The organism is Aureimonas sp. OT7, assembly GCF_014844055.1.
In the GTDB taxonomy this organism is placed as follows: domain Bacteria; phylum Pseudomonadota; class Alphaproteobacteria; order Rhizobiales; family Rhizobiaceae; genus Aureimonas; species Aureimonas altamirensis_A.
Map to the genome: position 1 here is coordinate 567,084 of NZ_CP062167.1, position 26,641 is coordinate 593,724.

General features: G+C 64.3%; 27 protein-coding genes and 1 tRNA gene. 17 read left to right on the top strand and 11 right to left on the bottom strand.

Annotated elements, in window-relative coordinates:
* Positions 1 to 16: 16 nt before the first annotated feature.
* From accD to polA, 10 genes are all read right to left on the bottom strand, one after another.
* On the bottom strand, positions 17 to 910 hold the full coding sequence (gene accD, locus IGS74_RS02685; protein ID WP_192389164.1) for an acetyl-CoA carboxylase, carboxyltransferase subunit beta: 894 nt from the start codon (positions 908 to 910) through the stop codon (positions 17 to 19).
* A gap of 47 nt (positions 911 to 957) precedes the next feature.
* Positions 958 to 1,791, bottom strand: coding sequence for a tryptophan synthase subunit alpha (gene trpA, locus IGS74_RS02690; protein ID WP_192389166.1), 834 nt, complete (start codon positions 1,789 to 1,791; stop codon positions 958 to 960).
* An 8-nt stretch (positions 1,792 to 1,799) separates the two neighbouring features.
* Positions 1,800 to 3,020: a tryptophan synthase subunit beta gene (trpB, locus tag IGS74_RS02695; protein ID WP_192389168.1), complete on the bottom strand. Its 1,221-nt coding sequence runs from the start codon at positions 3,018 to 3,020 to the stop codon at positions 1,800 to 1,802.
* The gene (locus IGS74_RS02700) at positions 3,017 to 3,736 is read right to left on the bottom strand and encodes a phosphoribosylanthranilate isomerase (protein WP_246722847.1); all 720 of its coding nucleotides are present in this window, start codon (positions 3,734 to 3,736) and stop codon (positions 3,017 to 3,019) included. The genes trpB and IGS74_RS02700 overlap by 4 nt, the downstream gene beginning before the upstream one ends.
* Before the next feature lie 72 nt (positions 3,737 to 3,808).
* Positions 3,809 to 4,576: a SprT family zinc-dependent metalloprotease gene (locus IGS74_RS02705; protein ID WP_246722848.1), complete on the bottom strand. Its 768-nt coding sequence runs from the start codon at positions 4,574 to 4,576 to the stop codon at positions 3,809 to 3,811.
* Between the two features lie 91 nt (positions 4,577 to 4,667).
* Positions 4,668 to 5,093, bottom strand: coding sequence for a DUF2852 domain-containing protein (locus tag IGS74_RS02710; RefSeq protein ID WP_039195306.1), 426 nt, complete (start codon positions 5,091 to 5,093; stop codon positions 4,668 to 4,670).
* A gap of 107 nt (positions 5,094 to 5,200) precedes the next feature.
* Complete coding sequence (gene phaZ, locus IGS74_RS02715) at positions 5,201 to 6,643, bottom strand: polyhydroxyalkanoate depolymerase (protein WP_281413034.1); 1,443 nt, start codon at positions 6,641 to 6,643, stop codon at positions 5,201 to 5,203.
* 85 nt (positions 6,644 to 6,728) lie between these two features.
* Positions 6,729 to 7,040 carry a DUF1330 domain-containing protein gene (locus IGS74_RS02720; protein WP_192389172.1) on the bottom strand — a complete coding sequence of 104 codons (312 nt, stop codon included), beginning with the start codon at positions 7,038 to 7,040 and terminating at the stop codon, positions 6,729 to 6,731.
* Positions 7,037 to 7,744: an orotidine-5'-phosphate decarboxylase gene (gene pyrF / locus IGS74_RS02725; protein WP_192391311.1), complete on the bottom strand. Its 708-nt coding sequence runs from the start codon at positions 7,742 to 7,744 to the stop codon at positions 7,037 to 7,039. The genes IGS74_RS02720 and pyrF overlap by 4 nt, the downstream gene beginning before the upstream one ends.
* A gap of 8 nt (positions 7,745 to 7,752) precedes the next feature.
* Positions 7,753 to 10,674, bottom strand: a complete 2,922-nt coding sequence (gene polA, locus IGS74_RS02730) for a DNA polymerase I (RefSeq protein WP_192389174.1) — start codon at positions 10,672 to 10,674, stop codon at positions 7,753 to 7,755.
* 676 nt (positions 10,675 to 11,350) lie between these two features.
* Between polA and IGS74_RS02735 the strand changes: the two genes are divergently transcribed.
* The 9 genes from IGS74_RS02735 (at position 11,351) to ftsH (ending at position 19,150) form a co-directional block, all read left to right on the top strand.
* Positions 11,351 to 11,427 (top strand) — tRNA-Arg (locus IGS74_RS02735).
* Positions 11,428 to 11,868: 441 nt separating this feature from the next.
* Positions 11,869 to 12,894, top strand: a complete 1,026-nt coding sequence (locus IGS74_RS02740) for a CBASS cGAMP-activated phospholipase (RefSeq protein WP_246722851.1) — start codon at positions 11,869 to 11,871, stop codon at positions 12,892 to 12,894.
* Between the two features lie 256 nt (positions 12,895 to 13,150).
* Entirely contained in the window at positions 13,151 to 13,627 is a 477-nt protein-coding gene (locus tag IGS74_RS02745; protein WP_192389175.1) for an Hsp20 family protein, read from the top strand.
* Positions 13,628 to 13,725: 98 nt separating this feature from the next.
* Complete coding sequence (locus tag IGS74_RS02750; RefSeq protein ID WP_192389176.1) at positions 13,726 to 14,235, top strand: Hsp20/alpha crystallin family protein; 510 nt, start codon at positions 13,726 to 13,728, stop codon at positions 14,233 to 14,235.
* Positions 14,236 to 14,311: 76 nt separating this feature from the next.
* Positions 14,312 to 15,070 (top strand): ETC complex I subunit, encoded by a 759-nt coding sequence (locus tag IGS74_RS02755; RefSeq protein ID WP_192391313.1) that lies wholly within the window; start codon positions 14,312 to 14,314, stop codon positions 15,068 to 15,070.
* Between the two features lie 61 nt (positions 15,071 to 15,131).
* Complete coding sequence (locus IGS74_RS02760) at positions 15,132 to 15,395, top strand: DNA-directed RNA polymerase subunit omega (RefSeq protein WP_246722724.1); 264 nt, start codon at positions 15,132 to 15,134, stop codon at positions 15,393 to 15,395.
* A 33-nt stretch (positions 15,396 to 15,428) separates the two neighbouring features.
* Entirely contained in the window at positions 15,429 to 15,794 is a 366-nt protein-coding gene (locus IGS74_RS02765) for an SPW repeat protein (protein WP_192388286.1), read from the top strand.
* A 101-nt stretch (positions 15,795 to 15,895) separates the two neighbouring features.
* Complete coding sequence (locus IGS74_RS02770; protein ID WP_192388288.1) at positions 15,896 to 17,278, top strand: DegQ family serine endoprotease; 1,383 nt, start codon at positions 15,896 to 15,898, stop codon at positions 17,276 to 17,278.
* 15 nt (positions 17,279 to 17,293) lie between these two features.
* On the top strand, positions 17,294 to 19,150 hold the full coding sequence (gene ftsH, locus IGS74_RS02775; protein ID WP_206688196.1) for an ATP-dependent zinc metalloprotease FtsH: 1,857 nt from the start codon (positions 17,294 to 17,296) through the stop codon (positions 19,148 to 19,150).
* Positions 19,151 to 19,483: 333 nt separating this feature from the next.
* On the opposite strand, the gene IGS74_RS02780 is transcribed toward ftsH, so the two are convergent.
* On the bottom strand, positions 19,484 to 20,407 hold the full coding sequence (locus tag IGS74_RS02780; RefSeq protein WP_192389177.1) for a LysR family transcriptional regulator: 924 nt from the start codon (positions 20,405 to 20,407) through the stop codon (positions 19,484 to 19,486).
* A gap of 100 nt (positions 20,408 to 20,507) precedes the next feature.
* Here IGS74_RS02780 and wrbA point away from each other — a divergent pair, with 100 nt between their 5' ends.
* The 8 genes from wrbA (at position 20,508) to IGS74_RS02820 (ending at position 26,534) form a co-directional block, all read left to right on the top strand.
* The gene (gene wrbA / locus IGS74_RS02785) at positions 20,508 to 21,134 is read left to right on the top strand and encodes an NAD(P)H:quinone oxidoreductase (RefSeq protein WP_192389178.1); all 627 of its coding nucleotides are present in this window, start codon (positions 20,508 to 20,510) and stop codon (positions 21,132 to 21,134) included.
* Positions 21,131 to 22,348, top strand: coding sequence for an MFS transporter (locus tag IGS74_RS02790; protein WP_246722852.1), 1,218 nt, complete (start codon positions 21,131 to 21,133; stop codon positions 22,346 to 22,348). The genes wrbA and IGS74_RS02790 overlap by 4 nt, the downstream gene beginning before the upstream one ends.
* A 6-nt stretch (positions 22,349 to 22,354) precedes the next feature.
* Positions 22,355 to 22,519 carry a hypothetical protein gene (locus tag IGS74_RS02795; RefSeq protein ID WP_192389179.1) on the top strand — a complete coding sequence of 55 codons (165 nt, stop codon included), beginning with the start codon at positions 22,355 to 22,357 and terminating at the stop codon, positions 22,517 to 22,519.
* Entirely contained in the window at positions 22,516 to 22,968 is a 453-nt protein-coding gene (locus IGS74_RS02800; RefSeq protein ID WP_039195102.1) for a carboxymuconolactone decarboxylase family protein, read from the top strand. The genes IGS74_RS02795 and IGS74_RS02800 overlap by 4 nt, the downstream gene beginning before the upstream one ends.
* An 88-nt stretch (positions 22,969 to 23,056) precedes the next feature.
* Positions 23,057 to 23,686, top strand: a complete 630-nt coding sequence (locus IGS74_RS02805; protein WP_192391316.1) for a LysE family translocator — start codon at positions 23,057 to 23,059, stop codon at positions 23,684 to 23,686.
* 91 nt (positions 23,687 to 23,777) lie between these two features.
* Positions 23,778 to 24,206: a carboxymuconolactone decarboxylase family protein gene (locus IGS74_RS02810; protein WP_192389180.1), complete on the top strand. Its 429-nt coding sequence runs from the start codon at positions 23,778 to 23,780 to the stop codon at positions 24,204 to 24,206.
* Between the two features lies 1 nt (position 24,207).
* Complete coding sequence (gene sigJ / locus IGS74_RS02815; protein WP_192389181.1) at positions 24,208 to 25,098, top strand: RNA polymerase sigma factor SigJ; 891 nt, start codon at positions 24,208 to 24,210, stop codon at positions 25,096 to 25,098.
* A complete protein-coding gene (locus tag IGS74_RS02820) occupies positions 25,095 to 26,534 on the top strand; it encodes an MFS transporter (RefSeq protein ID WP_192389182.1) in 1,440 nt (479 codons plus the stop codon). The genes sigJ and IGS74_RS02820 overlap by 4 nt, the downstream gene beginning before the upstream one ends.
* Positions 26,535 to 26,641: the final 107 nt, after the last annotated feature.

The window sequence follows — 26,641 nt, forward strand, 5'->3', positions numbered from 1 at the left end:
CTACTTCGTAGAGCGTTCAGGCCGCTTCCGGCGCAGGCAAGGCGGCTTGCGCCGGCGCGACGGGCACATGCATCAGGATCTTGAGCAGCCGGGCAATGGTCGGCTTCAGGTCATGACGATGGACAACCATGTCGACCATGCCGTGCTCCATGAGATACTCCGAACGCTGGAATCCTTCCGGCAGCTTTTCGCGGATCGTCTGCTCGATCACACGGGCGCCGGCAAACCCGATGAGGGCGCCCGGTTCTGCGATATGGACGTCGCCCAGCATGGCATAGGATGCGGTGACCCCGCCCGTGGTCGGGTTGGTCAGGACGACGATGTAGGGGAGCCCCGCATCCTTGACCATGTCCACCGCAACGGTGGTGCGCGGCAACTGCATCAGGGACAAGATCCCCTCCTGCATGCGCGCACCGCCGGAGCCGGCAAACAGCACCAGCGGCCTGTGCAGATCTACCGCCTTCTGCGCCGCCGTCACGATGGCCTCTCCCGCCGCCATGCCGAGCGAGCCGCCCATGAAGGCGAAATCCTGCACGGCCGCCACGATCGGCTGGCTCTCGATGGTGCCGGTGGCCACGAGGACGCTGTCCTCCAGCCCTGTCTTGGACCGATACTCCTTGAGCCGGTCGGTATAGCGCTTGGAGTCGCGGAACTTCAGCGGGTCCACCGGCACTTTCGGCAACTCGACCGTGTCGAAGGCGGCATCGTCGAAAAAGGCCTGCAACCGTTCGCGGGCGCTGATCTTCATGTGGACGCCGGACGAAGGCACGACCCACTGGTTGGCTTCCAGATCCTTGCGGAAGACCATCTCGCCCGTCTCCGGGCATTTGATCCACAGGTTCTCGGGCACCTCGCGCGGGCCGAGCAGGCTGGTCAGCTTGGGGCGGACGTAATTGGTGATCCAGTTCACACGAAGGTTCCTTCGTTCAATCTCTGTCGCTTCATATCGCCGTCAATTCAGGCGAAGGCAAGCCGGGCCCGCCGGACGCCGGCGGACAGGTCGCGCACGACGTCCAGGACGGCGTCCGCCGCCGCGTCGCGATCCTTGCCCTGCGCCTGCGCCGTCTCGATCGCGGCCACCAGCGCCGAGCCCACCACAACGGCATCGGCCACGCGGCCAAGCGCCTCGGCCTGCGCGCCGGTGCGCACGCCGAAGCCCACGGCCACGGGAAGATCGGTCTGCCCCTTGATGCGCGCGATGGACCGGGCGACCGCTTCCGTATCGGGCGCGGCCGAGCCGGTGATGCCGTTTATCGATACGTAGTAGACGAAGCCCGAAGTGTTCCGAAGGACGGTCGGAAGGCGCTTCTCGTCCGTCGTCGGGGTTGCCAGCCGGATGAAGTTCAGGCCGGCCTCGACGGCGGGCAGGCACAATTCCGCGTCCATTTCGGGCGGCAGGTCCACGACGATCAGCCCGTCGACGCCCGCCGCGCGCGCGTCGGCCACGAAGCCGTCGACGCCATAGATGTAGATGGGGTTGAAGTATCCCATCAGGATCACCGGCGTTTCGCTATCGCCCTCGCGGAACCGGCGCACCGTATCCAGCGTGCGGTGCAGGGTCTCGCCGCCCTTGAGCGCGCGCAGGCCTGCCTTCTGGATGGCGGGCCCGTCGGCCATCGGGTCCGAGAACGGCATGCCGAGCTCGATCAGGTCGGCGCCGGCCTCAGGCAGGCGTCGCATCACCGACAGGGTGGTGTCGCCATCCGGGTCGCCCGCCATGATGAAGGTGACAAGGCCGGGGCGGCCTTCGTCGCGCAGCTTCCGGAACCGGGCTTCGATACGCGTCGTCATGGGATTCCTCAAAGCTCTACGCCCAACATCGTGCCGACGGTATGGACATCCTTGTCGCCGCGGCCCGAAAGATTGACGATGATCGTCTTGTCCGAGCCCATGGCAGGCGCCAGCTTCATCGCATGGGCGATCGCATGGGCCGATTCCAGCGCCGGGATAATGCCTTCCACCCGCGTCAAAAGCTGGAAGGCCTCGAGCGCCTCGTCGTCGAGGATAGGCACGTAGGAGACCCGGCCCGTGTCCTTCAGCCACGAATGCTCCGGACCGACGCCGGGATAGTCGAGGCCGGCGGACACGGAATGCCCTTCCATGATCTGCCCGTCACCGTCCTGCAGAAGATAGGTCCGGTTGCCGTGCAACACGCCGGGGCTGCCTGCCGTCATCGAGGCGCAATGCTCCTGCCCGTCCAGGCCGCGCCCACCGGCTTCCACGCCGTAGATCGCCACTTCCGGATCGTCCAGGAAGGGGTGGAACAGGCCGATGGCGTTGCTGCCGCCGCCCACCGCGGCGATGATGGCATCGGGCAGCCGGCCTTCCTGCTCCAGCATCTGGGCGCGCGCCTCCTGGCCGATCACGGCCTGGAAATCGCGCACCATCTCCGGATAGGGGTGCGGGCCGGCAGCGGTGCCGATCAGGTAGTAGGTGTCCTGCACATTGGTCACCCAGTCGCGCAGCGCCTCGTTCATGGCGTCCTTGAGCGTGCCGTGGCCGGCCGACACGGGCTTGACCTCGGCACCCAGCAGCTTCATGCGGAAGACGTTCGGAGCCTGCCGGGCAACGTCCGTCGCGCCCATGTAGACGACACAGGGAAGGTTGAAGCGCGCCGCAACCGTTGCCGAGGCAACGCCGTGCTGGCCGGCCCCCGTTTCGGCGATGATGCGCGTCTTGCCCATCCGCCTGGCCAAAAGGATCTGGCCGAGGCAGTTGTTGATCTTGTGACTGCCCGTGTGGTTCAGGTCTTCCCGCTTCAGGAAGATGCGCGCGCCACCCAGGTGACGCGTCAGCCCCTCTGCGAAATAGAGTTTCGACGGGCGCCCGGCATAATGGGTGGACAGGTTCTTCAGTTCCGCCTGGAATGCGGGGTCGTTGCGCGCGTCGTCGTAAGCCTGCTGCAGTTCCAGAATCAGCGGCATCAGCGTTTCGGCCACGAAGCGGCCGCCATAGATGCCGAACAGGCCTTCGGCATCCGGCCCGCCGCGCAGGGTGTTGCGCTTGAGCTGTTCGTTCATGACGCCCGCCTTCCTTCAAGGGGTTGCGACGCGGCCAGGACCGCGTCGAAAAATTGGTTGATACGGTCGATATCCTTGACGCCGGGGGCGCTTTCCACACCGGACGAGACATCCAGCCCGGGAGGTACGGCCTGCCGGATGGCCGCGCCGACATTATCGGGCGTCAGGCCGCCGGAGAGCATGTAATCGAGGCCCGGGGGCAACCCGGCCAAAAGCCGCCAGTCGAAGGCGACGCCGTTGCCACCCGGCAAGGCGGCGCCCTTCGGCGCCTTGGCATCCAGCAGCAGGCGGTCCGCGATGCCGCGATAGGCTGCAACGGCCGCGATGTCACGAGCATCGTGCACGGACAGCGCCTTCATGGTGGCAAGCCCCGTGCGCCGGCCGATCTCGGCCACCCGCCCGGCCGTCTCGGACCCGTGGAGCTGGATCGCGTCGGGCCGAACGTCCCGGCGGATCGCCTCGAGCAGCGCGTCATCCGGATCCACGGTCACGACGGTCACCGCCGCCCTGTCGCCCACATAGGCCCGCAACGCCACCATGTCCGGCAGCGAGAGGTGGCGCGGGCTCCGCGCAAAATGAACGAAGCCGACCTCCGGTCCGCCACGCCGCAGGACAGCGTCCACCGCTTCCGGCGTTCGGAGGCCACAGATCTTGATGCGCGGATGGCGCACGGTCGCTTCGTCCTTCCAGGCAGATGATGGTTCGCCCATCGTCATGGGCACGCGACCCGCTTATCGCGCTGAAATGGCTGAAGGTAAACCCTGTTTCGCGTCAGCGCCGCGCCTTGTTCAGCCCCCCGCGGACAGGAACTCGATGGCCTGCAGGTTCGCTCCCTCGGACTTCAGCCAGCGGCGGCTTTCCTCGGTATGGGGGCAAAGGGTGCGACACAGCGCCCAGAACTCCGCGCTGTGGTTCATGTGCACGAAGTGCGCGACCTCATGGGCGGCCAGATAATCCAGTACCGAAGGCGGCGCCATGACGATGCGGAACGAGAAGGACAGCCGGCGATCCGCCGTGCAGGACCCCCATCGGCTGACGGTATCCTTGATGGCGATGGCACGCGGCTGCCTGCCAACCGTCTGCGCGTGTCGCGCCACCGCCTCCAGAAGGTCGGCCCGTGCCTGCCGGGCCAGGAAGTCGCGGACACGCCGGCCCATGAAAGCTACTTCCCCGCCAACCTCCAGCACCGGGTCTGAGTTCGCCTCCTGGCGCAATCGTGTCGTGCGGACGGCCGGTCTGTGAGCCAGCCGCAAAGTACCGCCTCGAAAGGGGAGGCTGCCCCCATCGGCGATGCGAACGGGCGTCTGCCGCTCTGTCAGGCGGCTGGCGGCCCAGCTTTTGTGCCGCTCCACGAACTCCAGTACCGTGCGGCGCGCCGTGCGCCTGGGCATGGTTACGACGACGCCGCCCGCCGGCGTCACGCGCATGATGAGCCGCTTGGCGGTCGGATGCTCGCGGAAGGAAAGCGGTACCGAGCGCGTATCGAGGTCCAGCCGCTCCGGCCACGGGGCTTCGCGCGCCTGGCGCTTCAGGAAAGCCGGCAGGAAAACGCCCATGGTCGTGTCGACACCAATCCGAATCGCAAAAACAAGGCCGCGGCGATGGTCGCCGCGGCCAGACTGTAATGCAACAGCGGGGACGCTCGCGTCAGCTTGCGTCCACAACCGGGCCGGTCGACCCGTTCCCGCGGCGGTCGCGCATGAACCGGTCGAACTCTTCCTGGTCCTTGGCGCGGCGCAGTTCCCGTGCGTAGGTCTCGAACTCGGCGCGGGCCTCGTCCAGCCTGCGGCGCTCCTGGTCGAGACGCGACAGCTCGGCCTCGCGCCAGTCGTCGAAGGCGACGTTGCCGGTGCGTCCCTCAGCGAAGGGACGGCTCGCGCCCGAGCGACGGAAGCTGCTCATGAAACGGTCCGTAGAGCGGTTCACGTCATTACGGAAACCCTCCAGCCTGTCACCCCAGAGGATGTAGGCCAGGGCGGCGAGGCCGAGAGGCCAGTAGACGATGAAACCCAAAACCATCAGTGCGATGGTCGCCGGGGTCCACGCCGGGCGGATCAATGCTTGTGACGTCATGGGCTGCTCCATTCAAAGGCTGAAAACCGGTAAGCGCCTTGTGCCGCTACCGATTTTCACATGGGGACCCAATTATGGCCATTCAATCTCGCGGGGGTGGAAAATGTTCAGTCGGTGGAACGACTTGAAGGCACCGCAGCCTTCTTCGCCGCTCTCCTGGGCACGGGCCTTGCCGCCGCTTTGGCCCTGGCGGGCGCCGCCTTTGCCTTGGCAGGCGCCGCCTTTGCCTTGGCAGGCGCCGCCTTGGGCTTGGCGGATGCCGCCTCCGCCCTGGCAGGCGCCGCCGCCTGGCGCTCGGCCTGCCGCTGCCGCGCCGCCTTCCCGGCCTGGCCATGTGTCAACGCGAAATCGATGATGCGGGGGCAAATCTCGGCGCGGAACCGCGATCCGTTGAAGACGCCGTAGTGGCCCACCTTGGGTTGCAGCCAATGGACGCGCATGTCGTCCGGAATGTTGGCGCACAGCGTGTGCGCCGCCTGCGTCTGGCCGACGCCGGAAATGTCGTCGTTCTCGCCTTCGACGGTCATCAGCGCCGTCTTGCGGATGGCCTTCAGGTCGACCGGTTCGCCGCGATGCAGGATTTCGCCTTTCGGCAGCGAATGGCGGATGAATACCTCCTCCACCGTCTGGAGGTAGAATTCCGCCGTAAGGTCCATCACCGCCAGATACTCGTCGTAGAAGGCGCGGTGCTTGTCGGCGCCGTCGCCATCGTCCTTGACCAGGTGCCAGAAGAAATCCTTGTGGGCGATCAGATGCCGGTTGAGGTTCATCGACATGAATCCCGACAATTGCAGGAAACCCGGATAGACGTCGCGCATGAAGCCCGGCTGCGGAAACGGCACCTTCATGATGACGTTGTCGCGGAACCAGTCGATGCCCTTCTCCTGCGCCAGACGATTGACGGCCGTGGGGTTGACCCGGGTGTCGATCGGCCCCCCCATCAGCGTCATCGAGGCCGGGGTTGCGGGGTCGTCCCATTCGGACATGCGGGCAACGGCCATCAGCACCGGCACTGCGGGCTGGCACACGGCTACGACGTGGGTATCGGGGCCGAGGAAGCGCAGCATCTCGACGACGTAGTCGACATAATCGTCCAGGCTGAACGCGCCGGCCGAAACGGGCACCTTGCGGGCGTCCTCCCAATCCGTGATGTAGACATCGGCATAGGGAAGCATCGCCTCCACCGTGCCGCGCAGCAGCGTCGCGTAATGGCCGGACATCGGTGCAACGACCAGAATGCGCGGATCGGCCCTGCGGGCGCGCGGCAGGTCACGCTCGAAATGCAGCAGCCGGGCAAAGGGCCGCTGCCATACGGGCTTGTCCGCCACCGGGACGCGTCGTCCATCGACGAATGTTTCGTCGAGGCCGAACTCGGGCTTTGCGTAGATGCGCGTGGAGCGCTCGAACAGTTCCGCCATGGCGGCGGCTGTCCGCCCCACACTGGTGCGGGACACCGGGTTGAGCGGGTTTTCGTAGAAGGCTTTGGTCGCGTCCGCCACCGCCCGGAAGGGCGCCAGCATCGCATGATTCCACTCGTAAAGCTGGTACAAGGCTATTACCCCGCCGTGATCTCGCAGCTGCAAAATGAGCCGCAAGAGGCCGCGCGTCAACGCCCCGTGATGGTGCAGGCCCGTTCTATCCCTTTGAGGGGGCAGGAATTTCATATCCCTCGACGATCAGGAGCTCGGCATCCGAGACTTCCTGTCGGATCGCCTTGGCCTCCTGGTACTCGGCGCTGTTGTAGCAGGCGAGCGCGTCTTCCATGCTGGCAAACTCGATCACCACGTTTCGCGCACGGGCCTTGCCTTCCAGTTCATGGAAGGGTCCGCCCCGTGCCAGGAAGCGCGCGCCATGCTTCTGCATGGCGGGGGCCGCGGTGGTGACGTAGTCCTGGTAGCGTTCCGGGTCCGTCACGTCCACGCGGGCGATCCAGTAGGCCTTGGTCATGCGTCTTGCTCCCTGAAGGCGGCGGCCATTTCGGCCTTGATGGTCTCTGCGGCTCGTGCCGGGTCTGCCGCCCGGATCACCGGACGGGCAACCACCAGATGCGAGGCGCCCGCCTTCAACGCGTCGGCCGGCGTGACGATCCGCTTCTGGTCGTCGGCATCGGCGAAGGACGGACGGATGCCGGGCGTTACGATGGCCATGCCCGGGCCGACGATGGCACGGATGGCGGCGGCCTCCGCCGCCGAGGCGACGATGCCGCCGATGCCGGCCTCACCCGCCTGGGCGGCACGGCGCGCCACCAGATCGGGCAGGGGGGTGGCGTATCCCGCCTCGTCGAGGTCGGACTGGTTCATGGAGGTCAGCACCGTGACGCCCAGAACAGTCAGGCCGGACCCTTGCGCGGCGCGGGCGGCGGCGCGCATCACCTGCGGATAGGCGTGCACCGTCAGCATGGCAACGCCCAGCCCGATGGCGCTTTCGACGCCCTTCTCCACCGTGTTCTCGATGTCGAGGAGCTTCATGTCCAGGAAGACCTTCTTGCCGGCACGCGACAGGTGCCGCGCCAGCGGCAGGCCTCCGGCCAGCGCCAGCTGGAAGCCGATCTTGTAGAAGGAAACCGTATCGCCCAGCCGCTCCACCATGGCCTCGGCGGCGGCGCGGTCGGGCAGGTCCAGGCCGACGATCAGCCGGTCGTCTGCGGGCAGGATGGCGGTCAATGGGCTTCTTCCCAGTTGGCGGCGGCCCTCGCGTCCACGACAAGGGGCACCGATAGTGTCACGACAGGGTCGGCGGCGTTCTCCATGACGCGGCGAACCAGCGGGATCGTCGCTTCAACCTCGTCTTCCGGAACCTCGAAGACGAGTTCGTCATGAACCTGCAGCAGCATGCGCGCCGACAGCCCCGCGGCGGCGAGTTCGCCTTCCATGCGGATCATGGCGCGGCGGATGATGTCGGCCGCCGTGCCCTGGATCGGGGCATTGATGGCCGCGCGCTCGTTGAAGGCGCGGACGGATGGGTTGGAATGGCGGATATCCGGATAGTGCGCGCGGCGGCCGAACAGGGTTTCCACGTAGCCGTCGGCCTTCGCCCGGGCCTTGGTCGCGTCCATATAGTCCCGGATACCGGGAAAACGCTCGAAGTAGCGGCGGATGTACAGCCCGGCCTCTTCGCGCGGGATGGACAGCTGCGCTGCAAGGCCGAAGGCAGAGATGCCATAGATGATGCCGAAGTTGATGGCCTTGGCACGGCGGCGCACCGAGGGCTCCATGCCCTCGACCGGCACTCCGAACATCTCCGACGCCGTCATGGCATGGATGTCGATGCCGTCGCGGAAAGCCTGCGCGAGCTGCGGGATATCGGCCATGTGCGCCAGGATGCGCAGCTCGATCTGGCTGTAGTCGGCCGAGACGAGGCGCGTGCCGCCATCTGCCACGAAGGCGGTGCGGATCGCGCGTCCTTCTTCGGTACGTACCGGGATGTTCTGCAGGTTCGGCTCGGACGACGAAAGCCGCCCGGTTGTCGTGGACGCCATGGAATAGGACGTGTGGATGCGCCCCGCCGCATCCATGTGCAGCGGCAGGGCGTCGGTATAGGTGCCCTTCAGCTTGGTGATCTGCCGCCAGTCCACGATGTGGCGGGGCAGGTCGTGGCCTTCCGCGGCGAGGTCTTCCAGGGTGCGGGCATCGGTTGACCACTGGCCCGTACGCGTCTTCTTGCCGCCGGGCAGGCCAAGCTTGCCGAACAGGATTTCGCCGAGTTGCTTGGGCGATCCGGGGTTGAAGCTTTCGCCGGCCAAAGCGTGGATGTCCGCCTCCAGCGCCGCGGCCTTCTGCGCGAACCGGCCCGACAGGCGCGACAGGATCTGCCGGTCCACCTTGATGCCGCGCTGCTCCATCCGCGCCAGGACGGGCACCAGGGGCCGCTCGAGCCGCTCATAGACATGCACCAGCCCGTCGGCGACAAGGCGCGGCTTCAACACCTCCCACAGGCGCAGCGTCACGTCCGCATCTTCGCCGGCATATTCGGTGACCTTTTCCACCGTGCAGGCGGCGATGGCCTTGGCCCCCTTGCCGCTGCCGCACAGCTCCTTGTAGCTGACCGGCTTGTGGCCGAGGAAGCGCTCGGACAGTTCGTCCATGCCGTGCCCGTCCAGCGAGGACGAGGCGTCCAGCGCATAGGAGATCAGCATCGTATCGTCGAAAGGCTGGATGGCGATGCCGCGCTGGAGCATCACGAGGTAGTCGAACTTGAAGTTCTGCCCGATCTTCAGGATCGCGGGGTCGGTCAACGCCGGCGCCAGGCGGGCGAGGGCTTCTGCCTCGGGTATCTGGATGCCGGGGCCGGAAGCGGCATCGCCGCCGCCCAGGAGGTCGCCTTCACCCTCCGCCACATGAGCCAGCGGTATATAGGCCGCCTCGCCGGGGGCAACGGCGATGGCCAGGCCCACGATATCGGCATTCATGGCGTCGAGCGCCGTCGTCTCGACGTCGAAGGCCATTAGGCCGGTCTCGCGCGCACGCTCGATCCAGCGGTCGAGTGTTTCGAGGTCGCGGATCGTGGCATAGGCGCTGCGGTCGAAGCGCGTATCGGCCATCTCCGCCATGCGGCCGGCGGCGAACGCGGCGGGGGTCAGGGGCAAATGGGCGTCGCTCTTGTCGCCGCCCGGTATGCCGCCCGGGTCGAGATCGGGTCCGCGTGCCGGGGCCGTCACATCCACCTCGGCAGCCGGCACGGACGCCGCCTCGGTTCCCAGCTTGGCGGACACGCGCCGCGTCAGCGTGGTGAACTCCATCGCCTTCAGGTAGCCGATCAGCTTTTCGCCGTCCGGCTCGCGGATGGACAACTCCTCAAGCGGCACGTCGAGCGGTGTGTTGTCATCCAGCGTCACCAGGCGCTGCGACAGCCGCGCCTGGTGGGCGAACTGGGTCAGGTTTTCCCGGCGCTTGGCCTGCTTGATCTCCCCGGCCCGGGACAACAGCGTTTCCAGGTCGCCGAATTCCTCCAGCAACTGCGCCGCGGTCTTTGGTCCGATGCCCGGCACGCCGGGGACGTTGTCGGAGGCATCGCCCACCAGCGCCTGAAGGTCGATCATCTTCTCGGGATAGACGCCGAACTTCTCGAATACCTCGGCGGGGCCAAGGCGCTTGTCCTTCATCTGATCGTACAGGGTGACGCAGGGCCCGACGAGTTGCATCAGATCCTTGTCGGACGAGACGATGGTCACGTCGCCGCCTGCTTCCAGTGCCTTCTTCGTATATGTGGCGATCAGGTCGTCCGCCTCGAAACCCTGCTTCTCGATGCAAGGCAGGTCGAAGGCGCGCACCGCCTCGCGGATCAGGGCGAACTGCGGTACGAGATCTTCCGGCGGGGCGGGGCGGTTGGCCTTGTAGCCGTCGTAGAGCGCATTGCGGAATGTCGTGGAGGAGTGGTCGAAGATCACCGCGAAGTGCGACGGCACGACACCGACCGAGGTGTCCTTGGTTTCCTCCACCAGCTTCCAGAGCATGTTGCAGAAGCCGGAAACGGCGCCGACGGGCATTCCGTCGGATTTGCGCGTCAGCGGCGGAAGCGCGTGATAAGCCCGGAAAATATAGGCCGAGCCGTCGACGAGGAAGAGGTGATCGCCCTTTTTCATGCCCTGCTCGTACCCCGCACCACGGCTCCGTGTCCATGCACGGCACCGGCTTTAACCTATCGGGCGGGTTTGGCAAATGCTCGCAAGCCGGAGCCGAAGTTGCTTTGCGTAAACGAATGCGCCTCTGAGGCGTACCGTATGGGAAACGACTTCTTAACCGTCAAAGAAGATCGGGGATTGACGGAGCGAAAACCCCTATAACTCAAGGTTTTAACGGGTATTTTCGAGACTTGGCGTAACGTATTACGAAAACGTAATACGGATTATCACGCAACTGTGATCGGTCGGTCTTGAACCGTCCGGCGGGAAGGCGCATTTTATCCCCAACGACGCGATGTTCACAGGCGTCGTGGTTCGGCCTCAAGCTCGTCCCCCGCTTAGAGCCGAATTCGTGGAGCGGATGATCCCAATCCCCCTCTCGGGATATCCGCTTATAAAGAGAGAGCCGTCGCGACAATCCCCCTCCAGTCCGCGACGGCTCTTTTTTATGTCTTCTCACAAGAAATCACCACATTTCACGTCGCGGTGTTGCCTCCGTGCAATAGCGCCTACCCCTTTCGCGCTAGGGCCTGGCTGGGATGCTGGCTGGAAATTTCCGTTCCTGTCTTCTTGTGGTGGCGGAAGGGATGGGTTAGGAGTGCGGCTGGCTGGCAGGGCTTATCTCTGCCGGCCCTACGCACCCGTAGCTCAGCTGGATAGAGCGCTGCCCTCCGAAGGCAGAGGTCACAGGTTCGAATCCTGTCGGGTGCGCCAAATACCGCCGATTGCCCTCTATTGCCGCCGATAACCGCCCAAACTACGCCTCCTAAACAGCGGCGAATAACCGACGGGCGAAAAATCGTGCAAACGGCGAGGTTTGGCGGCGAGAAAGTTCGAATCGCTTCCGGTCGGTCGGTCGATTTTTTTACCCATCACAGGCATCGCGTATGCGCTTTGAGTGGCCGCTGTGCGCCTTCAAGTCGGATACCGAATGGCAGCACCACGGCGCCCCAGAAAGCAGACGTGCACACGCACCGCGAAACTGCCCCTGCGCCAATGGAGGTTGTTTCAGGACCGCTCCACGGAAGCGTCAAGAGTGGCTACATGATCTTGCGGTTAAGCCGCAAGAGGGTTGGTCGCTAACGACGAACACTTGAATCTATTGTGCAGATGGCGCCGAAATTGCCATTGTGCCGAATCAGTTGGGCGCCACGCATGGTCTTTCGGGCCAATCTGTTTACTGACCGCCGCGAAAACAGCCGGGGAATGCGCCGGCGCAAGCAGCCCTGGCCCGCGGACCGGCCGTTCAGAATCCTGGCGCTCGACGGCGGCGGTATCAAGGGCGTCTACACCGCCGAACTGATGCGGCTGTGCGAAGAGCATTTCGAGAAGCCGGTGGCGTCGGTGTTCGACATGATCGCCGGCACCTCGACCGGCGGCATCATCGCTCTCGGCCTTGGCCTCGGCAAATCCGCCGCCGAAATCGCCGCCTTCTACCGCGACGACGGGCGGCATATCTTTCCGCCTCTGCCGCGGCGCAGGCTGATGCGGTGGTGGAAGCTTTGGTGCGCCCTGCACGGCCCCAAGCTGAACCACGAGGAGTTGGAGCGCGCCCTGAAGCGGCGGTTCGAGGATCATCTTCTCGGCGAGTCGACATGCCGCCTCGTGATCCCCGCCTTCATGATGCCGAAGACCGAAATCGCGGTCTTCAAGACTGACCATCACGAGGATTTCCGCAACGACCACAAGACGCCGATGTGGAAGGTGGCCCGGGCGACATCGGCGGCCCCGACCTATCTCAAGGGGCTGGAGCACGAGGAAAGCGGCCGCATCTTCATCGATGGCGGCGTGTGGGCGAACAACCCAGCCATGGTCGCGCTGGTGGATGCGCTGACCGCCTACGACATCACGCCCGACCAAGTGCAAATGCTGAGCATCGGCACCGGCAACGCGCCGTTCTCCCTCAGCAGGGACAAGGTCTGGCGCGAAGCCATCAAGGCCGCGATGTTCTTGACCACTGCGCAGGTTAAACTCCTACTCGGTCCCGAACACTGCCTACGGATCGAACCGGCGGGTGATGACGCCGCCGTTGAGATGGACGACTACGACGCCGCCTTTGCCCGCCTTCCGGCACTGGCGGCAGCGGATTTTTCTATCCACGAGGCGGCTATCGCGCCGTTCTTTGCCCAGGCGGCCCCACCGCGCGAACGACACCACACCAACCTGTCGCGCGGGCATTGAAGGGGCCCTGCAGCCGCATACCGCTGCCTCTTCATTGGTTCATCGCTACCGGTTCGCTCCTCGCATTTGGGATAGGAGCCTAGTGTTCAGATCAAAGGTCGCATCGGCAAGACAATTGCCTCTTGAACCGCAAATCGGCTTAACTAAATCGTAATGCGCCGAACGCCCGCTCGGGGTCGGCATGTCGAGCGGATGCAACAGCACCCGGCGGCATCAGAAGAACTTGTACCCATGTTGCTCAATGGAGGATGTGGCTATGAGAACCACTTTCGACTTTTCTCCCCTGTTCCGGTCGAGCATCGGCTTCGACCGAATGCTCAGCGCGCTCGAAGCTGCGCGCCGCGTCGAGAGCATCGACAACTGGCCTCCCTATGACATCGCCAAGCTTGGCGAGGACGACTACCGCATCACCATGGCGGTGGCCGGCTTCGGCGAGAGCGATCTGACTATCACCCAGGAGCAGAACATGCTGTTGGTGTCCGGTCAGAAAGCTGGCGAGGACGCGGGCGAGTACCTGCATCGCGGCATCGCCGGCCGCGCCTTCCAGCGCCGCTTCGAGTTGGCCGACCACGTCAAAGTCGGGGGCGCCAGCCTCACCAACGGTCTGCTGACCATCGATCTCAAGCGCGAGATTCCCGAAGAGATGAAGCCGCGCCGGATTGAGATCGCGGCCGGTGAGGCGCTGCCCAAGGTCACGACCAGGCAGATCGAGGCCGAGAAGCAGGCCGCCTGAGGCCGTTTCCCTGAGCACAATTCGCGCACGGCGTCGGGCACTGACCGGCGCCGGCGGGAAAGGTTTGTCAATCGCATGAACGGAAAGGAGGAAAACAAATGAGTATTCGTGATCTGATCCCATGGGGCCAAAACAACGGAAACCAGGCTCCCAGTGTTTTCCGCGATGGTGAGCGTGACCCGTTCCTGTCGCTGCATCGAGAGGTGAACCGCCTGTTCGACGATGCCTTCCGCAGCTTTGGCTCCAGCCTGCCGTCCTTGAGCGGCTTCGCCTCTTTTGGCGGAGGCTGGCCGAGCGTCGAGATTTCCGACGGCGAGAAGGAGATCAAAGTGACGGCCGAGGTGCCCGGCCTTGAGGAAAAGGACATCGAGGTCCTGCTCAACGACGGTGTTCTGAGCCTGAAGGGCGAGAAGCGTTCCGAAACGGAGGACAAGGACAAGCAGTTCTCCGAGCGCTATTACGGCCGCTTCGAGCGCCGCATCCCCGTCGGATACGAAGTCAAGGAAGACGAGATCGAGGCCCGCTTCAAGAACGGCGTGCTGACCGTGACCTTGCCGAAGACGGAGAAGGCGCAGTCGCAGGTCAAGCGCATCGCAATCAAGAGCTGACGCATGGCAGGCGCCGGCGGCGGGCCGTTGAGCCGCCGCCGGCGGCATCCTTCGCCACACAGGGAGGGATGGAATGATGGAGATATTCACACACGTACACGAAACGACAAAACCCCATTTCCCACAGGCTTCGCCTTCGAACGACAACCGGCGTACGCCTCTTTCGACCGGAGGCTTGGTCTTCCCGGACGATCCGGTCGCGCGCATTTATAAGCCGTCGCGTGCGGTGATGACCTCGGGAAAGGCGCGCACCAAGGGCTGGCGCCTTGTCTTCGAGCGGCGCACCGCGCCTGTCATCGAGCCGCTGATGGGCTACACGGGCGGCGATGATACGCTGACCCAGGTCGAGCTCAGTTTCCCGACACTGGATTCGGCCATCCGCTACGCCGAGCGGCAGGGTCTGACCTATGTCGTCCAGCGGCCGAGCAGGCATAGCAGAAGCAGCCGCAGCAGGCGCGCCAGCGGAACGTCTGCGCGGAGGGGCAGCTCGACGCATGCCTTTTCCGACGCAACGCTCGACCGGCTCGGGCTTTCAGACCTTCAGGACAGCTACGGGCACGCCCTCGATGGCGCGGCGAATCGCAACGACCCGTCCGGTCCGGAAAGCTGGACGTCGCCCATGGGCGTGGTCCGCGATCCGGCGCTGACGCTGGACGCTAAGCGCTCGATCCTGATGAACTGGGCCTGGACGGAGTACCTGATCGACCAGGCGACCAACGAAGGCATGCCTGAAAACAGCCGGCCATCGCGCCTCGACGAGGTCGAGCAGGCGCTGCTCGCGCTCGAAAGCATGGCTGCCGACCGGGATGATTCAGGCGCACGCAAGGCGGCGTGAGGTGCAGCGATGGACCCGCATGTCGTCTTCGATTGCCAGAAGGTTCTACCGAACCGGTTCGTTGACGCTTGCTGCTGCCGCCCGAAGCCGGGCGCTCGGCCGGGGTGCCGAGCCGCGGCTCGATCCGAACCATGCCAGCGTGAGCGACCTCGCGCTGCATGAGATCGCAGCGGGCATGTTCACGCGAACCGAGCTTGCACCGTTCCTGCCCGGAGAGGGCGGAAGGCCGTCTCTTCCGCCACCCGATCCGGATTCCAGGCTTCGCGACGGCGGTTGCGAAATCGCCGTCGCACCCGCCTCCCGCTCCCGGAAGACGGTTCATTGATGACGCAACCCAACTGACAAGGAGAAATGAACGATGCTGAAATCTCTGTCTTCCAATAACCGGACAGCGTTCGATTTCGTCAATATCGTCGCCGGTCTCGGTCTGCTGCTGTCGCCCTGGTATCTCGGCTACGCGACTGAAGCCTATGCTGCATGGAATGCCTGGATCGTCGGCGCTGCCGTGGCGCTGATTGCGGTTGCCGCGCTCTCGGCGTTCCATCAGGTCGAGGAATGGGCCAACGCCGCGCTCGGCCTCTGGGCCGTGATCGCTCCGTGGGTCCTCGGCTTTTCTGCCGTCACGTTCGCGACGTGGGCGCATGTGATCGCCGGTCTTGTCGTCGCCGTCCTCGCGGCGGTTAGCCTCTGGTTCACGACAAACCGTCCTCTCTCGACAGCGTAACGTCGTATCTGGCCCGGCCTCCGGCAGGGCCAGATTTACACCCTCCGTCTGACCTCAGGCGGAAAGGAGGAAATAACGTCTGGTCAAAACGGAGATCGCTTATGTTCAGGAACATTACAGCCCTGCGTCCAGCCATAATCACGTTCTGCGTAACCCTTGCCTTCGCGGGAGGATTGCCGCCCGTCGCAATCGGACAGACCGCTCCGGGCATTGCAGGAGAGCTTCCCACCCTTGCCCCTGTGCTTGAACGGGTGACGCCGGCCGTCGTCAACATCTCCGTCGTCTCGGAAACGCCCGCGACGTCCAATCCACTCTACAATGATCCGTACTTCCGGCGGTTCTTCGATCTTCCAGAAGCGCCGCCAGCGCGGCAGCGCATGAGCGCCGGTTCAGGCGTGATCGTCGACGCGGCCAAAGGCCATGTGCTCACCAACCATCACGTGGTTGCCAATGCCCGCGAAATCACCGTCACGCTGAAGGATGGGCGCCATATGCGCGCCGAGCTTGTCGGCTCGGACCAGGCAACGGACATCGCCCTTCTTAAAATCGAAGGCAGCAATCTCGTCGCGCTGGAGATCGGCGATTCGAACCGACTCAAGGTCGGCGACTATGTGGTCGCCATCGGCAATCCCTTCGGCCTCGGGCAGACGGTGACCTCCGGCATCGTCAGCGCGCTCGGCCGCAGCGGCATCAGCAATGACGGCTATGAGGATTTCATCCAGACGGACGCTTCCATTAACCCCGGAAACTCCGGCGGCGCCCTGGTGACGCTGGACGGCAGGCTCATCGGCATCAATACGGCGATCCTCACCCCCGCAGGCGGCAACATTGGCATCGGCTTCGCAGTGCCCAGCAACATGGCGGTTTCCGTCATGAACCAGTTGATCGAGCACGGTGAGGTCCGGCGCGGTAGGCTGGGTGTCGGTATCCAGGACCTCACGCCCGACCTCGCGGAGGCGCTCCAGCTCGGGGAACTTCGCGGAGCGGTAATAGCCAATATCGAACCCGGCTCGCCGGCCGAACGAGCCGGACTGCAAGTCGGCGATGTGATCACCGCCGTCGACGGGCACCCCGTTCAGGGCGCGACCGACCTCAGAAACCGCATCGGCCTCACCCCTGCCGGCAGCGCAATCAGCCTGACGCTCAAACGTGGTGATACCGAGCAGACCATTAGCGTTACGATCGCTGCGGAGACTGGCGCATCTGCTGACTTATCCGGAACGCCGTTCGATGGCGCCCGGATGCGGGATGCTTCCCGGTCCGAGGCACATCAAGCCGGAGCCGATGGCATCGTGATCGAGAGCATCCTTCCCGGCAGTCCGGCAGCACGGGCCGGCCTTCGAGCGGGCGACATGATCGTGGCGGTCAACCGATCGCCGGTTTCGTCCGTGGCGGATTTGCGCAGCGCGATCGCAGGCCAGCGCACGATACTGGCGCTGGAGATGATCCGCGACGGCGGCAGACTTCTTCTGGTCGTGAGATAACCGGGAGCGGCCACGATGGAAATGAACAAGAAAACGCAGTTCAACATCTGGTACTGGATCGCCGCCTTCTTCATCATGTTGGCCTTCCAGTACCTGTTCACGACCGCCACGCAGGTGGCGCAGATTCCCTACAGCCAGTTCGAGACTTATCTCGACCAGAACCGGATCGCGGAAGTGGCCGTATCGGACCGCTTCATCCAGGGCCGCTTCACGGAGCCGGTGGATGGCCGTCCGATGTTCGTCACCACCCGCGTCGAGCCCGACCTCGCGCGGCGGCTCCAGGAGCACGGCGTCGTCGTCACCGGGCAGATCGAGAGCACCTTCCTGCGTGACTTGCTCTCTTGGGTGCTGCCGGTGGCGCTCTTCGTCGGCATCTGGATGTTCATGCTCAGGCGCATGGGTGGCGGCCTCGGCGGCGGACTGATGCAGATCGGCAAGTCCAAGGCCAAGGTTTACGTCCAGTCCGACACCGGCGTGACCTTCGCGGATGTGGCGGGCGTCGACGAAGCCAAGGACGAACTCAAGGAGATCGTCGACTTCCTGAAGGACCCGCAGGGCTACGGCCGCTTGGGCGGGCGCATGCCGAAAGGCATCCTGCTCGTCGGCCCGCCCGGCACGGGCAAGACCCTGCTCGCGAGGGCCGTGGCGGGCGAGGCGGGCGTACCATTCTTTTCGATCTCCGGTTCCGAGTTCGTGGAGATGTTCGTCGGTGTCGGCGCCGCGCGCGTGCGCGACCTCTTCGAGCAGGCCCGCGCCAAGGCCCCGGCCATCATCTTCATCGACGAACTCGACGCGCTTGGCCGCGCCCGCGGCATCGGCCCGATGGCTGGCGGCCACGACGAGAAGGAGCAGACGCTCAACCAACTCCTCGTCGAGCTGGACGGGTTCGATTCCTCGACCGGTCTCGTGCTGCTTGCCGCCACCAACCGCCCGGAAATCCTCGACCCGGCGCTGCTGCGCGCCGGCCGCTTCGACCGGCAGGTGCTGGTCGACCGGCCTGACAAGGCTGGCCGCGTGCAGATCCTGAACGTGCATCTCAAGAAGGCCAGGCTCGCCCCGGATGTCGAGCCGGAGAAGATCGCGGCGCTCACCCCCGGCTTCACCGGCGCCGACCTCGCCAATCTGGTCAACGAGGCGACGCTGCTTGCGACCCGCCGCAAGGCCGACGCCGTGACGATGGACGACTTCAACAATGCGGTGGAGCGCATCGTCGCCGGCCTTGAAAAGCGCAACCGGCTGCTCAATCCGAAGGAGCGCGAGATCGTCGCCTATCACGAGATGGGGCATGCCCTGGTGGCGATGGCGCTGCCGGGCGTCGATCCGGTCCACAAGGTCTCGATCATCCCGCGCGGCATCGGCGCGCTGGGCTACACCATCCAGCGGCCGACCGAGGACCGCTTCCTGATGACGCTCGAAGAATTGCAGGACAAGATGGCGGTGCTGCTCGGCGGCCGGGCAGCGGAGAAGATCGTGTTCGGCCATCTCTCGACCGGCGCGGCGGATGACCTCGCAAAGGTCACCGACATCGCCCGCGCCATCGTCACCCGCTACGGCATGTCGGAAAAACTCGGCCATGTCGCGCTTGAGAAGGACCGGCGATCCTTCCTTGCCACCGACCAGCCCTATTACGGGCCGCAGGAGCGCAGCTATTCCGACAAGACGGCTGCGGCCGTAGACGAGGAGGTACGCCGGGTGGTCGACGAGACGTTCGACCGGACCGTCGACCTGTTGACGCAACGCCGGGACCTGCTTGAACGAACCGCCCGCCGGCTGCTGGAAAAGGAAACGCTCGACGAGCGGGAGATACGGGAGCTTGTCGGCGAGGCGGACGACCCCGCCCCGTTGGATGAAAATGAGCAGGTTACAGTCTAGTCCTGTATGCCCCGTGTCGTTGCCAGCGGCTGCGTAAGGAACCGCACTCGACTGAGCACCGTGATTTGGTCGGGAATTCCACTGTCATTTCAGTGAGTTCCGGACGATTTTCCGGCGCCATTTAGAGGGCTATAGCGTAAACGTAGTTATTATCTGCGCCCGGTGCGGTGCGCCATTTCATTGCAGAACTCTGAACGCGGAGCGCCGCCGTCTTTACGCTGAAAGCGGCGACCAGCGTTCGCAGCAGTTCCGACTTTGATCCCGTAATGCGAACCTCGCGCCGGCGACCCTCGACGCGTTGGGCAAGGCACACGGGTGGCGGCGACGGTATCGTTATGACTGGAAAGAGTGATCCCTTTCGTGTCCGATCAGAAGGTCGGACAATGTCTGCGCAGCCGGCCCCAGGGCCTCGTCCCGGCGGTGAGCAAGATAGGCGCTGGACGTAGCCTCGCCTTCGCGGCCCAGGGCGCTGACATTGAGGTGTACGAGCGTACCCTGTTCCAGATCCCGCCTGACGAGCCAGTACGGCAGGCGCCCCCACCCAGCGCCGCCCAGGATGAGATTGTGCTTGGTATCCTGCGTGTTGACGCGGCATGTCTTTGGCGAAACCACCCCGAAATCCTGCCCCGCCGAAAGATCGGACGGGTCGGAAAGAACAATCTGGAGATGATCGGCGACATCCATCAGTTCCATGGGCTGGCCCGCCTTGGACAGGGCCAGCGGATGAGTCGAGGCGACAACCGCCACCTGTCTGATCGATAACAGCGGCTCGAACTTGATGCGCGGGTCACGGAAATCCTCCCCCACCATGACGGCAAGTGCGCAGCGGCGCTTTCGCAGCGCATCGAGCGGCCCGCCCAGGGGCTCTGCCCAGACCCGCATGGCAACGGCCGGGAAATCGTCTCGCATCCGTGAAATCGCGCGGGCAACCTCCCGCATGGGGTAGAGCGTGTCGACGGAAATGGCGAGTTCCGTTTCCACCCCATGGGCGAAACCACGAGCCTGCGCGCGTAAGACGTCCACGCGCAGAATGATGTCGCGGGCGTTGCCCAGCAGTACCCGCCCTTGTGCGGTCAACACCGGCCTGTGCCCGGAACGGTCGAATAATTCCAGGCCGAGTGTCGTCTCGAGATTGGCGATGGCAACGCTGACGCCCGATTGGACACGTGACAGTGTCCGCGCCGCGGACCGAAAGCTGCCGCTGTCGGCGATCGTCACGAAGGTTCGGAGCTGATCGAGGGTCAGCGCATCCAGCATGATCGTTTTTACTGATCGACATTATGCATATTAAATCACTTAAACCGGTCACCGATCTCGTGCAACCACATCAGAAGTGACGAGCGAGACGAGGTCGACGATGACGAAGGTTCTGGTGCTTTACTATTCCTCTTACGGGCACATCGAGACGATGGCGCTGGCCGTTGCGGAGGGCGCGCGTGAGGCGGGTGCGGATGTCACGATCAGGCGCGTGCCCGAGCTCGTGCCCGAAGCCGTCGCGAAAAGGTCGGGATACAAGATGGACCAATCGGCGTCCGTGGCGACCGTGGCCGAACTGGCCGAGTACGATGCGATCATCATCGGCACGCCCACCCGCTTCGGCAACATGGCGTCCCAGATGAAGAACTTTCTGGACCAGACCGGCGGGCTCTGGTTCGAAGACCAGTTGGTGGGCAAGGTGGGCAGCGTCTTTGCTTCCACCGGAAGCCAGCATGGCGGACAGGAAACGACGATCCAGTCCACCCAGACCGTCCTGTTCCATCTCGGCATGATCATCGTCGGCCTGCCTTACACCTTCAAGGGCCAGATGCGGATGGACGAGATTACCGGCTGCTCGCCCTATGGTGCGTCGACCCTGGCCGACGATGGTCATGGAGGGCATCGCGCGGTCAGTGAAAACGAGCTGGACGGCGCGCGATTTCAGGGTCGCCATGTCGCCGAAATCACGGCTGCTCTCGCGGCCGGACGCACCGCAAGAGCGGCATGATGAAAGCCGCACTGCATTCCATGGCCGCTCCCACCAACTGGACGGCCATATCCGTGATTGTCGGCAGCGGGATCGCCGCCGCGCTGCAAGTCGGAAAAGGTGCGATCGCGGCGCCCATGCTGCAGGACGACCTTGGAATCGACCTGACGGCGATCGGATGGTTTGCCGGCATATTTGCCCTTATCGGGCTTTTCGGCGGCATTCCTGCCGGTGCCTTTGCGGCGCGTTTCGGTGCGCGTCGCATCCTCATGGTCGGGCTTCTGGTCACGGCCCTGGGCGGGGCGCTTGGTGCGGCATTACCGGGACTGCCCAGCCTGTTCATCGGCCGCGTCATCGAAGGGGCCGGTTTCCTGCTGGTGACGGTTGCAGCGCCATCATTGATCGGGGAGGTGGCGCGGCCTGCGGACCGTGATCTGGCTTTCGCGCTGTGGAGTTGTTTCATGCCGGTGGGTATGGCGTCGGCAATGCTGGCGGGCCCTCTGTTCGGAGACTGGCGGGCAATGTGGTGGGCGAGTTGCGCGCTGGCGCTGGCGATCTGCGCAACCGTGCCGCTCGTCATACCGGCCAGCGAGCAGAGCCGGTCCATGTCATTCCAAAGCCTGCGCCACGACACGTTGATCGTCTTGAGCGACCGGCGCGTCGTCGGATTGTCGCTCACCTTTGCGCTTTTCGCCCTGATGTTCTTCGCCGTGTTCAGTTTTCTGCCGGTTCTGCTAATGGAGCGGCTGAGGGTAACGCACCAGACGGCCGGATTGCTGAGCGCACTGGTGCTGGTCGTGAACGTCATCGGCAATCTCGCGACCGGCATGCTCCTGTCCAGGGGCCTTGGCCGCACGGCACTGCTGACTGCTGCCTGCCTTGTCATGGGACTGGCCGGTTCAGGCATCTTCCTGCCCGTGCTGCCAGACACAGCCGCGTTTGCCCTGTGTCTGCTGTTTTCCGCCTTCGGCGGCGTCATTCCGACCATCCTGTTATCCTCTGCGCCAGTGGTGGCGCCGGCGGCAGGGTTGGTGCCGGTCGTTCTGGGCCTGATCCTTCAGGGCAACAATCTCGGTCAGATCCTCGGTCCGACGGCTATCGGAGCAGCGCAGGATCGCCTCGGCTGGGAACCCGCGGCATACATCGTGGCCGCGGCCGCAATAACCGCAGTGATCCTGGTGCGCTCGACGCTGACGCGGATTGGACCGGAGTCGTTCAACAAGGGAGGCGGTTGAGCGTTGATGAGCATCGATTCCAGCCACACGGGCCCGGCGGGCCGAGACGCCGCCCGCGCGTCGGCCCTGTTCTTCGCCGCCCTTCCTGGATTGAAGCAACCTGTCAGACGGGGACCCTTCTGGATGGAGATCACCGACGATGGCGCCAACAACGAAAGGACCGTGCCGTGACAGCACGCTGCGACTTCCCCTCGGTTGCGCCCGATGCCTATGAAGCCGTCGCCGCTCTCGACACCTATGTGCGCCGAGACTCCGGAGTGGAGCCTCGCTTGCTGCATCTCCTCAAACTGCGAGCGTCGCAGATCAATGGCTGCGCCTACTGCCTCGATATGCACGTCAGGGAGGCGCGTCGCGACGGGCTGAGCGAGCAGTGGATCAACCTCATCTGCGTCTGGCGGGATTCACCCGTCTTCGGGGCGCGCGAACGTGCGGTGCTGGGCTGGACCGAGGCGCTGACAAACATCGCTCAATCCCATGCGCCCGACGCGGATTTCCAGCCGCTCCAGGACTTTTTCACCGAGGCGGAAATCACCCGAATCAGTGTCGCCATCGGGACGATCAATATATGGAATCGGCTCTGCGTCGGTTTCCGGTCGCAGCACCCCGTCGATGCCGGTTGATACCCCGCCCGCCAGGTTCCGCTCGTAGCAAGGTTTTTCATTGTCGGCTGCCGATGGTCCAGCTGAATGTGTCGTGGGAGGGCGGGTCATCGTGACGGCAGCAAATCTCGGCGCCTTCGCTCTTGTATCGCTTGGCATGGTGCTGACGCCGGGCCCCAACATGATCTACCTAATCAGTCGCTCGATCCTGCAGGGTCGCATGGCGGGATTTATCTCGTTGTCCGGCGTCCTGGCAGGTTTTGTCTTCTACATGCTCTGCGCAGCGTTCGGTTTGACCGCCATAATATTTGCCGTACCGTTTGCCTATCGGACCATCCAACTCGCTGGCGCGGCCTACCTGCTGTATCTGGCATGGCAGTCGATCCGGCCAAACTCGGGTTCGGTGTTTCGGCCCCGTCACGATCTCCCGATCGACCCGCCCGGGCGCCTCTTTGCCATGGGCTTTCTAACCAATCTCCTGAATCCCAAGATCGCTCTTCTTTACCTGTCGCTTCTGCCACAATTCCTCGACGTGACCGCAGGACATATGCTGGGTCAGAGCCTCTTGCTGGGCAGTACCCAGATTGCGGTGAGCTTTGCGGTGAACAGCGTCATCATCCTGGCCGCCGCACGGATATCGGACTGGTTCGCTACCCGACCGGGCTGGGTAAGGGCGCAGCGCTGGATCATGGCATCGATCCTGACATTGCTGGCGCTGAACGTTGCTTTCGGCGACTAGCGCCAGTCGTAACGCAGAATTTTTCACACCGACGTCACAAAAGACCGAGCTGAGGCGTCATCGGGGCAGACCACCGAGAATGGAGCCTGTCATGTCCACCTCCCCCGTAAACCATTATAAGAATGTCCCTGAAATCTTCGCAACGCTGCAGACAGTGCATGGCGCCATCGATGAGCACGGCCTCGATCGGATGCTCCACCATCTGGTGCAGTTGCGTGCCTCCCAACTGAATGCCTGCGCCTATTGCGTGAAGATGCACACCAGGGAGGCCCGTGACGACGGCGAGACCAATGAACGGCTGGATCGGCTCGCGGTTTGGGATCATGTCAGCGACTTCTCTCCCAAGGAGAAGGCGGCGCTGGCCTGGACCGAGGCGCTGACCCAGCTCGACCGGCGGACCGATTATGGCAGCCTGCGCGCTGACCTGCGTGCGCATTTCAGCGACACCGAGATCAGCGCCCTGACAGCCACGGTCGCGATGATCAACCTCTGGAACCGCATCCAGGTCTCGACGCACTGACATGGTTGAGAACCCGACAGTCGTGTTCGAAGAGCGCAGGCCATTTCTGACGGGTCTTGCCTATCGCATCCTCGGTTCGCTGGCCGAGGCCGAGGATGCGGTTCAGGACACCTATCTCAAGTGGCAGGGTCTCGATCACGATACGATCGCCAATGCCGCCGCCTGGCTGACGACGGCGTGCACGCGCCGCTGCATCGACATACTCAGGTCGGCGCACAGGGCGCGCACCGAGTATGTCGGAGCCTGGCTTCCGGAGCCGATACAGACGATGACCGACGAAAGCCCGGAGGATGCGGCACATCTGTCATCATCGCTTTCCCTCGCCTTCATGCTGGTCCTGGAGCGGCTCGCGCCGAAGGAGCGCGCTGCGTTTCTTCTGCATGAGGTCTTCGATCAGTCTTACCTGGACGTGGCGAACACCCTCGGCGTGACTGAAACGGCGTGCCGCAAACTGGTGTCACGCGCACGCAACCGTATCGGCCGTGACGAAGCGGGAAGCACCGTCTCGAAGGTGCGCCAGGACGAGCTGCTTTCAGCCTTCCAGACGGCCATCGAGACGGGAAACACATCCCGTCTCGCTACCCTGATGCGCGCGGACATAGCGCTCAAGGCCGATGGCGGGGGCAAGGCGCTCGCCCTTCTACAGCCGCTCTCGGGAAAGGACGACGTGCTTGCCTTTCTGGGTGGCACGCTCACGCGATTCTGGACCGGTTTCCGATGGCAGCATGTCGATATCAACGGCACGCGGGGCGCGCTTGTTTTCGATGGCGTATCGATCGTCGCCTCCGTGAGCTTCTCGGCCGATGCAACGGGAAATCTCTCCGGCATCTTCATCATGCGCAATCCCGACAAGCTGGCCCGCCTCGGCGCAGGCATGAGGACCATCCAATGACATTGTCCGCGAATGCACCCATCGCGGGTTGGGCCGACCTTCTATCCGGCGGTAACCTCGTTCGCTCGCTTGCGTTGAGTGGCGGCGTGGCGCTTCATGCGATCAATCTCTACATCTCGACGACCATCCTGCCCTCGGTCATCCAGGAAATCGGCGGGAGGGAATACTATGCGTGGAACACCACGCTGTTCGTCGTCGCTTCCATTCTGGGAGCCGCCCTGACGACTCCACTGCTGGCGAGCGCAGGGCCACGCCCGAGCTACGGGCTGGCCACGCTGGTTTTCGTTGTCGGTACGCTCGTTTGCGGTACATCGAGCACTATGGCGGCCATGCTGACAGGCCGGGTTGTCCAGGGCTTTGGCGGCGGCGCACTCCTGGCGTTGGCCTACGCGATGGTCAGCCGGGTCTATCCTGAAAGACTGTGGTCCCGCGCGTTGGCGCTGTTGTCCAGCATGTGGGGTATTGCCACTTTGCTGGGCCCTGCCATCGGCGGCGTCTTCGCCCAGTTCGATCTCTGGCGCGGGGCGTTTCTGGTGCTGGTGCCCTTTGCCGGCCTCAATGTCCTGGCGGCGCTGGTCGTCCTGCCCCAAGGCAGACGCGAGGGGTCATCTGCCTCGCCGCTCCCGGTCGTTCAACTCGCGCTGCTGACGGTCGCCGTCGTTGCCGCCTCGTGGGGCGGTATCGGGCGTAGCGCCGCAGCCACGACCATCGCCATGCTGGTCGCCACTGCGCTTGTCGCCGGCTTAATCATGGTGGAGCGCCGTTCCGTCATCAGGCTGTTCCCGGCCAGTACGTTCCGCTATCCGGCGACGCTGGGCAGCCTGTATGCGAGCTCGGCGCTCCTGGCAGTCACGGTGACCTGCACAGAGATTTTTCTGCCGCTTTTCCTACAGGAGTTGCATGGCAGGTCACCGCTCGAAGCCGGCTATATCGCCGCCGTCATGTCGGCCGGCTGGACAGCCGCCGCCATTGTCGCTTCCGGGCTGGGATCCAGGCGGCAAGACCGCGCCATGCGTGCAGGACCGCTGCTTTCGCTTTGCGCCATGCTGACCCTCGCCGGCATTCTTCCATGGGCGGGCGGGCCGACGGCCTGGCTACCGCTTGCCTCGATCTGCGGCGCGCTGGTTGCCGGTGGCGTCGGCGTGGGTCTCGCCTATCCCGCTCTTGCGGCAAGGGTGCTGCATGCAGCGCCGCCCGAGGAAGCGGACAGTGCGGCGTCTTCGATCATGACTGTCCAGCTTTGCGCGACCGCATTCGGATCCGCCCTGGCAGGGCTGGTCGTTAACCTCGCTGGCGGTTCCGCTGCATCGGACACCATGGATCTGGCGAATGCGGCACGTTGGCTGTTCGTCACTGTCGCGATGGCACCGGCGATCTGCCTCGTTGTCATGGGGAGCCGGTCGTTCAGGCTGGCGGCGGAACGAGGGGCGGACTGATTTGTATCTTGCGCAGGCGCAGGCGCAGGCGCCGCGTGTCGTTCGTGTCGGCAATGTCCGCTAATATCTGCAGATGGTGATGACGAGGCTCGACCGGGCGCCGTTTC